Source organism: Pseudomonas sp. C32 (genome assembly GCF_030417915.1).
Classification (GTDB): Bacteria; Pseudomonadota; Gammaproteobacteria; order Pseudomonadales; family Pseudomonadaceae; genus Aquipseudomonas.
This window is the reverse complement of sequence record NZ_JAUHUK010000025.1, coordinates 34368-46603: the sequence shown is the minus strand read 5'-3', so window position 1 is coordinate 46603 and position 12236 is coordinate 34368. Positions and strand designations below refer to the sequence as shown.

Below are 12236 nucleotides of genomic sequence, written 5' to 3'. Positions count from 1 at the left end.
AACCCCCTGGCTGCATTTGCCTACGACGGAGCCGTTTCATGATCATCCGCGCCTCACGTTTTGTCCCCACCGGCCTCGCAAGCCTGCTTGCCGTGTTCGCCTTCGGCTCTGCCCAGGCAGACGAAGTGCAGGTTGCCGTAGCCGCCAATTTCACCGCACCCATTCAGGCCATTGCCGCCGATTTCGAAAAGGACACCGGGCACAAACTGGTTACGTCCTTCGGTGCGACCGGTCAGTTCTACACCCAGATCAAGAATGGCGCGCCGTTCGAAGTGTTCCTCTCGGCAGACGACAGCACGCCGAAGAAACTTGAAGCCGAAGGCGATACGGTCAAAGGCTCGCGCTTCACCTATGCGGTTGGCACCCTGGCACTGTGGTCGGCTAAAGACGGCTATGTCGATGCCAAGGGCGATGTGCTGAAAAAGAATGAGTACCAGCATTTGTCCATCGCCAACCCGAAAGCCGCGCCTTACGGCCTGGCAGCGACTCAGGTGCTGGCCAAAGAGGGCCTGACCGACAAGGTCAAGGACAAGCTCGTTGAAGGCCAGAACATTACCCAGGCCTACCAATTTGTCTCCACTGGTAACGCCGAGCTGGGTTTTGTCGCCCTGTCGCAGATCTACAAGGATGGCAAAATCACCAGTGGCTCGGCCTGGATCGTTCCGGCCAGCCTTCACGACCCGATCAAACAGGACGCCGTGATCCTCAACAAAGGTAAAGACAACCCGGCTGCCAAAGCCCTGGTTGACTACCTCAAGGGGCCAAAAGCGGCCGCGGTTATCAAGTCCTACGGCTACGAGATCTGAATGTCGCTATCGAGTGCCGATTTTTCCGCCATTTGGCTGACCCTTAAACTGGCGTCTCTGACGACGGTCATCCTGTTGATCATCGGCACTCCGATTGCGTTATGGCTGTCGCGCACCCGCTCCTGGCTGCGCGGCCCGGTCGGGGCGATTGTTGCCCTGCCCTTGGTGCTGCCGCCCACGGTGATTGGTTTTTACCTGTTGCTGGCCCTCGGGCCCCACGGGTTCATCGGTCAACTCACCCAGTCACTGGGGCTTGGCACCCTCACATTCAGTTTTGCAGGGCTGGTCATCGGTTCGGTGCTGTATTCCATGCCGTTCGTGGTCCAGCCGCTGCAGAATGCCTTTTCCGCGATAGGCACCCGACCGTTGGAAGTGGCCGCAACACTGCGCGCCAATCCCTGGGACACCTTCTTCAGCGTGATCCTGCCGTTGGCCCGCCCCGGATTCATCACGGCGGCCATTCTCGGTTTCGCCCACACCGTCGGTGAGTTCGGCGTAGTGCTGATGATCGGCGGCAACATTCCCGATAAAACCCGCGTGGTCTCGGTGCAGATATACGATCACGTCGAAGCCATGGAATACGCGCAGGCCCACTGGCTGGCAGGGGCGATGCTGGTGTTCTCGTTTGTCGTCTTGCTGGCGCTGTATTCCAGCCGTAAAACCAAAATCGGCTGGAGTTGATTGATGATTCGTGCGCGTCTGAAACTGGCTTACTCGGGGTTCGCCCTCGATGTCGATCTGGAACTGCCGGGGCGTGGCGTCACTGCCCTTTACGGTCACTCGGGCTCGGGCAAGACCACGTGCCTGCGTTGCATCGCCGGCCTTGAGCGGGCTGATGAAAGCTTTATCCAGGTCAATGATGAAGTCTGGCAAGACAGCGAACAGAACATTTTCGTGGCGCCACACAAACGTGCCTTGGGCTATGTGTTCCAGGAAGCCAGTCTGTTTCCTCACCTCTCGGTGCTGGCCAATCTCGAGTTCGGCCTCAAGCGCATTGCGAAGCACGAGCGCCGGGTCGACATGGCGCATGCCACCGAACTGTTGGGAATCAGCCATTTGCTGGACCGACACCCGCAACACCTCTCGGGCGGTGAACGGCAGCGCGTAGGCATGGCCCGCGCCCTGTTGACCAGCCCGAAACTGCTGCTGATGGACGAACCGCTGGCCGCGCTGGACGCCCAACGCAAAAGCGAAATCCTGCCTTACCTGCAACGCCTTCACGATGAACTCGACATCCCGGTGCTTTACGTCAGTCATTCCCAGGATGAAGTGGCGCGCCTGGCCGACCACATCGTCCTGCTCAACAACGGTAAGGCACTGGCCAGCGGCCCGATTGGTCAAACCCTGGCCCGCCTCGACTTACCGTTGGCGCTCGGGGATGACGCGGGCGTGGTGATCGAAGGGTGCGTCAGTGCGTATGACAGCGACTATCAGCTGCTGACCCTGCAACTGCCGGACACCACTTTGAGTATTCGCGTGGCCCATACGCCGATGGCGGCGGGCCATGCACTGCGTTGCAAGGTTCAGGCACGGGATGTGAGTCTCAGCCTGCATAACATTGAGCAAAGCAGCATCCTCAACCGTCTGCCGGTCACGGTAGTCAGCGAAATGAGCGCCGACAATGCCGCACATGTCCTGATACGGCTGGATGCGGCCGGCACTCCGTTGCTCGCGCGCATCACGCGCTATTCCCGGGATCAGTTGGGTGTGCACCCCGGTCAGCAACTCTGGGCACAGATCAAAGCGGTGGCGGTACTGGCCTGAATCTCACGGCACGACCGCATCGGCGCGGGGTCAATCGCAGTAACGGCCACTGACTCCAGCGCAAGGACTCTCACCATGTCCGATGTATTGCCGCCCGACTTGCATTATGTCGATGACACTCAACCCGGCATCACCCGTAAAAAACTGCGGGGCAAGTTCTGCTACTTCGCCCCAACGGGGCAGCGCATGACCGACGCGGATGAGATCAAGCGCCTCAATTCGCTGGCGGTGCCTCCGGCCTACACCGATGTATGGATCTGCGCCGATCCACGTGGGCATCTGCAAGCCACCGGCCGGGATGCCCGCGGTCGCAAGCAGTACCGCTATCACCCGCGCTGGCGGGAGGTGCGGGATGCCGACAAATACTGGCGCCTTCGGGATTTCGGCCGGGTCTTGCCGAAACTGCGTCAACAACTGGACCTAGTGCTGGCCGCGCCGGGCTTCAGTCGCGACAAAGTCATGGCCACGGTCATCACCCTGCTCGATTCGACCCTGATTCGCATCGGCAACAGCCAATATGCACGGGACAACCGCTCCTATGGCCTGACCACCTTGCGCAGCCGTCACGTTGAGATCAACGGCAGTGCGATCCGCTTCCAGTTTCGCGGTAAAAGCGGTATCGAACACCAGATCACGGTGAAAGACCGGCGCTTGGCACGAATCGTCAAGCGTTGCCAGGAGATCCCCGGGCAAAATCTCTTTCAGTACTTAGATGAAAACGGTGATCGGCACACGGTCAGTTCTTCTGACATAAACACGTACCTGCAATCGCTCACAGGTGCCGACTTCACCGCCAAGGATTACCGCACCTGGGCCGGCAGCGTACTCGCGTTGGCCACATTACGTGAATTGCGCTGGGAGACCGAACCGGATGCAAAGCGGCATGTGGTTGAGATGGTCAAGAACGTCGCCAAGCAATTGGGCAATACCCCGGCTGTCTGCCGAAAGTGCTACATCCACCCGGCCGTGCTCGATGCCTTCATTCTGGGAGCGCTGGCGGAGTTGCCCAAACCAAGGCCCCGTAAAGGCCTCACGCCCCAGGAAGTCGGTCTGGCGATGTTTTTGGAAACGATGCTGACCGCGCCCGAACCGACGAACTGACCTGTGTATTTTTTGCACGATCGCCAATGGCTTCTATAGTTGATCTGACATAAATCAACAGCGGAGACGCCATGGAAGACATTTTCGTCGTCAAGCGTTGCAACAAGATCATTATCCATGGCCGCAGAGATGGCGAGTCCGATCACCTGCCTCCGGACGCCGCCGTCTGGTACCGAATTGCGGACACTCGTACCCAGGGTTTCATCGGTGACGGCTACGATCTTGAAGAAGACGCCCAGCGTGTTTGCTTGCAGTTGAATGCCAAATCACAAGTCACAGCCAGACAAGGCTGAAGGACGCTCATCATTTTTTAACGGGTCTATACTCAATAGGCTGAAGGACCAGTGACCCCATCAGCAGTCAGCTCGCTCCCTGCGGGCTTTTTGCTGCCCTATCAGGTTTCTTGAACGGAGGTGTTTCCCATGTCCGAAAAAGAGTCCATCACCACCCTGCTCACCCTTCTTGATTCACGTCAGGCCCGCCTTGCAGCGGCGTGCAAGGAAATCGCCGATTGGGTTGACCATCAAGGCGGGCATCCAACCGCGCTGAGGATCCGTGATCGCCTGAACGACATCGAAAAGGACACGCCGCTGATTCGCAATACGCTGTCTTCGCTACAACCGGTCGACCGGCCGCTGCCTCGGTTCAGATGATCAGATCCGGACACAAGGTACGAGAAAGCGGGTTGAACCCAGGCCTAGGATCGGCGATGCCACGGTCCGCGTGAGCGTGTGCGCCTGATCAAATATTGCGTTTGCCCCCCCAACCCAGCCTGGCGCTGGGTTTTTTGTGGCTTGAAAACAATCGAACGTCACCGTGCCCGTGAGGTCAACCGTTCACACGACACGAAGGAGACGTTCCAATGGTGACTCACTTCAAAATCAGCGGGCACCTTGCCTGTGGTCACAAGGGCAGCAACCTCATATCAACGCGCGAACTCAATCGCGTGAAATGCAGAAGTTGCCGCAACACCGATGCCTACAAAGAAGCGCGCAAGGCCGAACGTAACGCAGTCCGACGCGCGAAGCGTAAAACCAAAACCGCCCGAATCCTCACGGACTGGCGCTCGGCCTGGACTGAAAGGCTGACCGCAATGGAAGGCTTGCAGCGACTGCCACGTGGCTTTACCGGCCAACCCTTCGTTTAATTACCGTCTTCACGCTTAGGGCCCTACTGGAGGGAGATGCGATGAACAGAATTGTTCTGTTCATCATCGCCAGCCTGGGGCCCACATTCGCAATAGCGCTGGGCTGATATGTCATCACGTGAACGCGGTGGCGGCAGCTGGAATTCGAAATGGTTACTGAAGGTCGGACTCAACAATTGCCGGTGCCATGATCTCGCGCAACGACATGCGCTTGAATGCTTCAACCAGCCCTCGTCCCTCCTGCGGCTCGCAGGTGATAGCCAACCGCATTGTCGCCTCGCCCAAGTGCCAGATCAGAAACGCGGCTTCCTCAATCTGTTGTGCGTCGCGTCCTGGATACACGCGAAGCATCGCCTCTGTCAGAAACCTTCCGGCCACCCGACTCTCCTCCAGTTCGAGCTGCAACAGCTGCTTGTCCGCCTGGGTGGCCGACCAGATGTCGCGCATGACCGGTGTCGCAAAAACAATCTCGTAGTACTGATCAAGCAGCCCCGAATACGCTGCCTGCAGTCCGGCCGCATCTTCAACCGCAGCCAACGCCTCTTCAATGCAACGACGACTCTCGGCGTTGTATCGCTCGGCCAGCGTGCGGATGACAGAGCTCTTGTCCGGAAAGTACTGGTACAGGGAACCGATTGAAATGTCGGAACGCTCGGCGATTTCGCTCATTTTGAGCTGGTCGCTGCCCTTGCTCGCAATCAACTGTGTCGCCACACCGAGAATTCGCTCCTGGCGCTCGCGGCTGCGTTGCTGGGTGGGACGGCGTCGAGCCGCTTCCATTGGCTGCTTCAAGGGTTCGATGGTCTTTTTGGGCACGAGCGTGCTTCCCGATCAATAACATGACATGTACTCACCTTAGCACTGCACAGGCGTGCCCCCAAGATGATGTCCATCCGTCGGGTCTTTGAATTCGTAGCGTTGACGAATAAACATGAGCATCTATCATCTTTTAAACGTGAGCATAACTCACATTAACCGATGGAGATGACCGCGATGAAAACCTCTCAAGAAACCGTGCTGGTACTCGGCGCCACAGGCAAAACCGGCCGGCGGATCACAGAACGTCTTCAGACGCTTGGCGTACCCGTTCGCCTCGGCTCTCGAGATGCCAATCCACCCTTTGACTGGGAAGATCGATCGACCTGGGATGCCGTGCTGGACGGGGTGCAGGCGGTCTACCTTTCCTATCAACCGGACCTCGCCGTCCCTGGTGCGCTGGAAACCGTTCGGGCCTTCACCGACCTGGCTGTCAAACAGGGCATCCGCACATTGGTGCTGCTCTCCGGGCGCGGTGAAATCGAAGCGGAACACGCTGAACGTGTCGTGCAGAACAGTGGGATCGACTGGACCATCCTGCGAGCCAGCTGGTTCTGCCAGAACTTCAGCGAGGCGCACTTTCTTGAGCCGATTCTGCAAGGAGAACTGGCGCTCCCCGTGGGTGACATCGCCGAGCCCTTTGTCGATGCAGAAGACATCGCGGAAATCGCCGTCGCGGCACTGACCCAACCGGGGCACAGCCACCGACTCTATGAACTGACCGGCCCGCGAGCCCTGACTTTTGCACAAGCCATTGAGGAGATTGCCAGCGCAACACACCGCCGGATCGATTTCATCACTGTCCCTCGCGAAGCCTATCGCCAAGCACTGGAGCAGGAGCAACTGCCCCCTCAACTGATCGACCTGGTGTTGCATCTGTTCACCACCGTGCTCGATGGCCGCAACACCCCGGTGGCCGATGGCGTGCAGCAAGCACTGGGTCGGCCAGCGCGCGACTTTTCCGAATACGTGCGACGCACGGTCGCTTCAGGGATATGGGGAAGTGAGCGTTGAAGTCCGACGCCCAGCATTGGCGCCATCAAGCTTCCTCGACTAGGGTTCCGTATCGAACTGCAGCACCTTAATTGGCAGGAGCCTGATAAAGGAGGAAGCAATGTCACCCATTCGTAGTGCCGAAAAAACCTACCGCCAGTGGTCCAGCCCGATCTTGCTTGAGCTCAAGGAACGAGAACATCAGTTGGCACCGTCGGACCGCCTGGCGCTGCAGAATATTCTGCAGGAAAGACGGTTGCTCAACCTCGGCAATCCATCCGGTAATGAGCGGCGCAATGCTGGCACGGAGACTGACAACAACTCGCGGTAACAGTCGGCCGCGCCGTTCATAAATCTATTTTTGATAATTATTAATTTCCCAACGCTTCTCCCGTGAGCCTTCAATGCACCTGGGAGGAGATTTTATCCAGAAGCCTGCAGGCGGCGGCTTTTAAGGATGTTCATCGCCGGTAAATCTGCATTTGTAGAGCGGCCCTCTCCTCCCAAGTGCGCTGTTTTGCCCCGTGTCTTGACCCAAGACAGGCAGAACAAAGGCCACATGCCGCACTTCGGTTTTTTCCACGTTCCAGACGCGGCGAAGCCACCACACGGAGGGATTCCAGGATGCTGATAAAAATCGAAAAAGCGAGTACGTCGGAAGGCTGGAATGTCTGGATGGACGGGTGGTGCGTTGCGTTCTGCAGCTATGCACAAGCCTTCGCATTCGTGACCAGGCTGGAAGGCCGAATCAATTCACCGCACCCCCTGCCTGTCAGCGTGGGCAAACTAGAATTGGAACTATCCTGATCACGCTAATACATCAGGAAATCCCTTCTAACTTTACGCCACGCCCATTCGCGTGGCGTTTGCCTTTCAGACGTTTAGCCCCACCCAGACGCGGCAGAAGTTGAACCGACGTTTCCGCTTCAAATGTCCATATTTGATAATTATTAATTTCCCTACTTCCGTCGCCCAGCTTTAAATGCGTCTCGAGGAGGGTTGGTGAAGGTGGGGTTTACAGGTGACGCCTTTAACGGACACTTCAAATCCAGCCCAGTCTGTATTTGAAGAAACCAACCTTCCTCTCCATGTGTACTTCTTTTGCCCCGTATCTTCCCCAGGAGAGCGGGGCTTTTTTTGGTCGGTACACATCGGAACCCCGAACCTCATCTGACCGTTCAGGTTTAACTCGTAACCCCCATCGCCTTTAGAACCACCAGCTGCGATTGTCGTCCAGTTCCTGGCGACACTGCTTGAGTTGGGCATTGTAGATCTCAGACTGCTGTTGCACTTTGCGTGCTACTTGCATCAGCCAAGGTTTACTGCGATAGGTGTTACGGCTATAGCCACCACGTCCCTCGTGGTAAGCCAGGTATTGATTGTAAGTGTCCCATTGGGAGATTCCGAGCTGACGGTGCGTGCCCGTGGCGTACCAACCGATAAACATGATCGCGTCATCAAAGTTGTCACGCGAACCACCGTTGCCAGTCCCCGTCTTGTATTCACCCCATACCGGATCCTGGGCCTGCGCATACCCGTAAGCAGAACTGACTCGCCCCCATGGAATCACCCATAGCAAGTAATCGCGAGGCGGTAATGCGTCAGCCACAAAGCTGCTTTCCTGCTTCATGATGGCCAACGCCACGTGCAGAGGCGTCCCATATTCCTTCTGCATTTCCAGCGAATCCTCGTACCAGTCAGGGTACTCACGATAAATACTGCAGATATTGCCTTGATCACTGGGTGGCGAAGTCACGCACCCAGTCAAAAACATAAACAATAACGTCAGTAGTAAAAACTGTTTCATTCATATCCCTCAAGAAAACAGAGCATAAAACGCCCTGGGTTTGCTGCAAGAAACCCGTGAGAGGTAAGCGCAGGCAAAAATGTCAGAAGACATGCATCTTGGCAGAGTCACTCTTTTGAGAGGCTGCTTTGTAAGTCGCTGTTGCGCGGGGATCCTGAAAATATCATGACTCAAGCATCGAAAGTATGCCTCGGCACAACGTGATAACGCTCCGCAGTCTAGTGATCAAACATACTTTCACTCGCTGGACCGGTATCGCCTCTGGCTCCCACTCTTGAAAATGGGCGCACGCTACGAACGTTCGTGTGTGGGCTTATGTCGTCATGGCGGCACTATTGGGGCTGTGTATCGGGAGTTTCGTGCAAGGATTAGTCGACATTCATTCCGAATGTGCAGCCTACGAGCAACCTGTAGGCCCATGCCTCTTCAAACACATCAGCCCGTAGGGTTTGACAGTGGTCCGGCAGGGAAGCTAGTTCGATTGCCTCCCGGTCGGGCTGCCTGGGTTAGTGATAGGCGTTATCGGTGATGGCTTAAACCTGGATCAGAACGCTGGCCTGCTGCGAATCAATAGTCGGGACCAGCCCCGAGCCCTGTTGATGTGCGAGCCAGGCCCGAGTCAACTTCACGTCGAATCGCCAGCCATGGGTTTCCATCCAAACGAGCGCTGTATGGGTAATTCGATAGTGTCCGCATTTCGCGCAAGCTCTTTCATGGTAATCATCACCAACATCGACATCCGAAGCAGGCGCATCGCAAATTAGGCATTCCATATCTACCTCCATGGTTTGCCAGTGGACATGATGACCGGGGGTCTCGCCGATGAGCCGCGCGAGGTCGTGAAAATCCGGTCTGGAAGAGCGATTTGCAGATGCCGATGCTGGATTTAGAAAACGCTCAGGCAGAAATTACAACCTCCCTGTTTCCTGTCTGTCATACCAGCCTCCACTGCATTACAAATCAGCCAGTGCAATATCTATAACTCACAGTCAATTAATTTTCACAGGCATTACTTACACAATCACATTTTTGTTCATTCTTGCATTCAAACTTAGTTTCTCCACAGATGCATGCTTGCTTTGGGCTTCCTGCGTGACCAGCGGACCCCGCAGCAAGCAGTTGATTTTTATCATGTCTATCCGTCAAAACCGAAGAGCCTTTTACGTTACTTTCTTTGTGAGAATCAGCCGCCAGAGAAAAGCCAGATGATAAGACCATCATCATACAGAACGAACTTATTATTAACCTCATGATCCAACCCTCTAATGGCGGCAATAGTTTTCGAATCGGATTTTTTATACCCTGGAAACTCAATTCACAAATATTACTTGGCTATATAGAAAGGAGGATTACGTGCTGTGCTTTTTTATCGCACACAGCTGACTGTTAAACTAACGTTACACCTCAAACATTGGTTAGCTAACGATCGCGCAACGCCAACAATCGCCATAATAAACATTCAGCAAAGGCCAACGGTTCCTTTGGCAGCGATGGACTTACCCGCCCTGCCCCCCTGCCATTCTAAAGTCAGCCGTTATAGCGACAAGGGCAGGTATTGCCCGATAAAAAACAGTGGTGCTCATCGCAAACGCTATCGTGAATTTTCGGGGCGAATCGTCATCGACACCATTGCGTCTCACAGGGTACACCGTCGTTGTCGCCGTCCATTTCCACTCCTGGACAATTTTGCAGAAAGCTTTTGGCCTCTTTGCACGAGGTCATCTGTGAGCAATATTTGCGCCCATCGCATTTTACTCGAACGGAAACGGGTTTCGGCGCAGCCACAGCCGTAGAGGTTCTCTGGGGATTCGAAAGCCGAGCCTCAACCCAGAACTTTAATTCAGGTGAAAGCTTCAACGCCAACAGACCAATAACAAGCACCACCAGAATCAGTTTCATCTTGATCCATCCATGAAGAGAGACCGTTTGCATTCTCACGTTGCCAAAAACCGCCTACCACCAAAAAAGGTCATGTCCACCGAAGACTCTGGGCCCGAATTCCCCCTAGGGAAGCCCCGTTACATCGCACAAGGCAAACAAATGTTGGTGCGGTACACGCGGGTCGCGGCCACCCTAAGCACATGTGGAATGTGCGTCTCCTCCCGCGCCAGCAAAAAAAACTTCCCAACTGGCTGATCTGAACGATTTACGTAGGTTTCCTAAATCGACTCTGGAAAAGCACCTTACCGTTTAGAAAATGATCTGTTTTATTATATTTTTGCAGCGATATGTTGACGAGTATAGTCGACATCAGGCCACTGTAAGCCCGAGATTTTTCAATAACATCGCTGCCTGACTTTTAGAGATAATCGCCCCCTTGAACTGCTTCGCCTCCATTAGCTTCAGTCCGTGCAAGCTAGCTTCGCGTAGGTCGACATTGTCAAATGCGGGCACCATTTACCCGGACATTACTTAGACTCCAACCTTTGAATACAGAGTGACGAAAATCCACTTCCCTTAGATCAGCGTCGGAAAAATCCAAATTATCCAGCTCACACTTAAGAAAGAAGAAACCAAGGAGAAATGCACCCACCAGCAATGTTTCTTTGAAGGTAACCCCCAATGAAACAGCCCCACTGACATTAGCCCCCGTCAACTTGTATTCCGTAAATGCAACCATGCTCAAACGACAATTCTGCCAGTCATTGTTATTAAAGTCTGAGCTTTCGAATTTTGACTCATTGAGTAGGGCCGATTTAAATTTTGCTTTCGATCCCCTGCATCCTTTCCAAGCGGTAGCTTCAAGCTTTGTGCCAGTAAAGTTTGCGCCTGCCAGGTTACAACAATAAAAGTATGAATCCGGTAAGTCTAGGCGACCATCTATCCACCAGGCGATACGCTCGAATAGTCAACGCGTGGGTGACAGCCATTGGCCTTGACCCACCATGTACGGTACTCACACGCTACGGCGAACCAAGGCATCGTTGATCTATCGCAGGAGAAAAAACCTGAGAGCAGTTCAACTCTTCCCGGGACATACGAAGCTTGAAAGCACCGTCAGGTACTTGGGCATCGAGGTCGATGATGCAAGACCTTCGCTATTCGACCCATTACGGCCGCTCGATGGAATGGTTAAGTAGCTGTCGCGATTGGCCATTTCTCGCCAAGCTTGGAGTCACCATAGGTTTTGATGACCTCAGAGATGATGACTTGATAACCGGCAAGCCAATTTTCCTGAGCAGCCTTTGCCTCAAGGTGACGGGGATGCTCAACCAATACCTGAAGTGCTTCGAGAGAACTCCAGTAGTACACATTGGAGAAGAGACCCGTCTGTGGATTCTCCCAAGCTTCTTCGCCAAGGTAGCCAGGGATCGATTTTGCGATTGCAGCGATTTCCTGATCGAGTCGGTGGAAGGCTTCATCAAACTGCTTTTTGGCAAAGATGAACGTTGAAGAGTACATAGGCTTTGCTCCTTTCGCGGCGTTTGCTTGCCGATGATTGCACTGACCGGACTTGGGTTTGCCTCAAACCTATGCTAGCTGGTTGGCATCCCAACTATCAGTAGACGATGCATCTGGCGTAATGTTTTCCGTCGATTGTGTCTGATAGCGTTCCTTGTCCGATGCGTAACTCCTTGTTCGGCTTTAGTGTCGCGCGGTAATCCCCCCTGAAATCCGAGCCCGGAAGCCTCTGCTAAAAGTAAAGATTTCAATCTCACATGCGTATTTTTCTGCCGTGGAAACCATGGCCGACTTTTTCAACAGAATCCGCCAGAAGCAGTCATTCGCACACGCCTATTTCAAGCCCGATAAAAGCCTGAGCACTTCAGGCTGAACGGGGTTGCGCCGAGACTATTTTCTA

General features: G+C 54.7%; 15 protein-coding genes and 2 pseudogenes. 10 read left to right on the top strand and 7 right to left on the bottom strand.

Annotated elements, in window-relative coordinates; genetic code table 11:
- The first annotated feature begins 38 nt into the window (after window positions 1-38).
- From modA to QYH43_RS23690, 7 genes are all read left to right on the top strand, one after another.
- Window positions 39-806: a molybdate ABC transporter substrate-binding protein gene (gene modA, locus QYH43_RS23720; RefSeq protein ID WP_095056029.1), complete on the top strand. Its 768-nt coding sequence runs from the start codon at window positions 39-41 to the stop codon at window positions 804-806.
- The gene (gene modB / locus QYH43_RS23715) at window positions 807-1487 is read left to right on the top strand and encodes a molybdate ABC transporter permease subunit (protein WP_095056028.1); all 681 of its coding nucleotides are present in this window, start codon (window positions 807-809) and stop codon (window positions 1485-1487) included.
- Between the two features lie 3 nt (window positions 1488-1490).
- The gene (gene modC / locus QYH43_RS23710) at window positions 1491-2570 is read left to right on the top strand and encodes a molybdenum ABC transporter ATP-binding protein (protein ID WP_095056027.1); all 1080 of its coding nucleotides are present in this window, start codon (window positions 1491-1493) and stop codon (window positions 2568-2570) included.
- A gap of 75 nt (window positions 2571-2645) precedes the next feature.
- Entirely contained in the window at window positions 2646-3671 is a 1026-nt protein-coding gene (locus QYH43_RS23705; RefSeq protein ID WP_301158228.1) for a DNA topoisomerase IB, read from the top strand.
- 71 nt (window positions 3672-3742) lie between these two features.
- Window positions 3743-3964 carry a hypothetical protein gene (locus QYH43_RS23700; protein ID WP_095056025.1) on the top strand — a complete coding sequence of 74 codons (222 nt, stop codon included), beginning with the start codon at window positions 3743-3745 and terminating at the stop codon, window positions 3962-3964.
- 129 nt (window positions 3965-4093) lie between these two features.
- On the top strand, window positions 4094-4324 hold the full coding sequence (locus tag QYH43_RS23695; RefSeq protein ID WP_046038414.1) for a hypothetical protein: 231 nt from the start codon (window positions 4094-4096) through the stop codon (window positions 4322-4324).
- Window positions 4325-4533: 209 nt separating this feature from the next.
- The gene (locus QYH43_RS23690; protein ID WP_095056024.1) at window positions 4534-4818 is read left to right on the top strand and encodes a hypothetical protein; all 285 of its coding nucleotides are present in this window, start codon (window positions 4534-4536) and stop codon (window positions 4816-4818) included.
- 153 nt (window positions 4819-4971) lie between these two features.
- Here the strand turns inward: QYH43_RS23690 and QYH43_RS23685 are convergent, their stop codons facing one another.
- The gene (locus tag QYH43_RS23685; protein ID WP_177408755.1) at window positions 4972-5634 is read right to left on the bottom strand and encodes a TetR/AcrR family transcriptional regulator; all 663 of its coding nucleotides are present in this window, start codon (window positions 5632-5634) and stop codon (window positions 4972-4974) included.
- Window positions 5635-5811: 177 nt separating this feature from the next.
- Here QYH43_RS23685 and QYH43_RS23680 point away from each other — a divergent pair, with 177 nt between their 5' ends.
- Window positions 5812-6648, top strand: a complete 837-nt coding sequence (locus QYH43_RS23680) for an NAD(P)H-binding protein (protein WP_301158227.1) — start codon at window positions 5812-5814, stop codon at window positions 6646-6648.
- 100 nt (window positions 6649-6748) lie between these two features.
- On the top strand, window positions 6749-6958 hold the full coding sequence (locus QYH43_RS23675; RefSeq protein ID WP_301158226.1) for a hypothetical protein: 210 nt from the start codon (window positions 6749-6751) through the stop codon (window positions 6956-6958).
- 876 nt (window positions 6959-7834) lie between these two features.
- Here the strand turns inward: QYH43_RS23675 and QYH43_RS23670 are convergent.
- The 5 genes and pseudogenes from QYH43_RS23670 to QYH43_RS26945 form a co-directional block, all read right to left on the bottom strand.
- A complete protein-coding gene (locus tag QYH43_RS23670; RefSeq protein WP_095056020.1) occupies window positions 7835-8434 on the bottom strand; it encodes a hypothetical protein in 600 nt (199 codons plus the stop codon).
- A gap of 533 nt (window positions 8435-8967) precedes the next feature.
- Window positions 8968-9207: a hypothetical protein gene (locus QYH43_RS23665; RefSeq protein WP_095056019.1), complete on the bottom strand. Its 240-nt coding sequence runs from the start codon at window positions 9205-9207 to the stop codon at window positions 8968-8970.
- A gap of 844 nt (window positions 9208-10051) precedes the next feature.
- Window positions 10052-10333 carry an excalibur calcium-binding domain-containing protein gene (locus QYH43_RS23660; RefSeq protein WP_301158225.1) on the bottom strand — a complete coding sequence of 94 codons (282 nt, stop codon included), beginning with the start codon at window positions 10331-10333 and terminating at the stop codon, window positions 10052-10054.
- Window positions 10334-10814: 481 nt separating this feature from the next.
- Window positions 10815-11054, bottom strand: coding sequence for a pentapeptide repeat-containing protein (locus QYH43_RS23655; protein ID WP_301158241.1), 240 nt, complete (start codon window positions 11052-11054; stop codon window positions 10815-10817).
- Between the two features lie 21 nt (window positions 11055-11075).
- Window positions 11076-11210, bottom strand: a pseudogene (locus tag QYH43_RS26945) (pentapeptide repeat-containing protein); the annotation flags it as partial.
- Window positions 11211-11251: 41 nt separating this feature from the next.
- Here QYH43_RS26945 and QYH43_RS23650 point away from each other — a divergent pair.
- Window positions 11252-11514 (top strand): annotated as a pseudogene (locus QYH43_RS23650) (tyrosine-type recombinase/integrase); the annotation flags it as partial.
- On the opposite strand, the gene QYH43_RS23645 reads toward QYH43_RS23650, so the two are convergent.
- A complete protein-coding gene (locus QYH43_RS23645; RefSeq protein WP_095056016.1) occupies window positions 11507-11836 on the bottom strand; it encodes an antibiotic biosynthesis monooxygenase in 330 nt (109 codons plus the stop codon). The pseudogene QYH43_RS23650 and the gene QYH43_RS23645 sit on opposite strands and share 8 nt — an antisense overlap.
- Window positions 11837-12236: the final 400 nt, after the last annotated feature.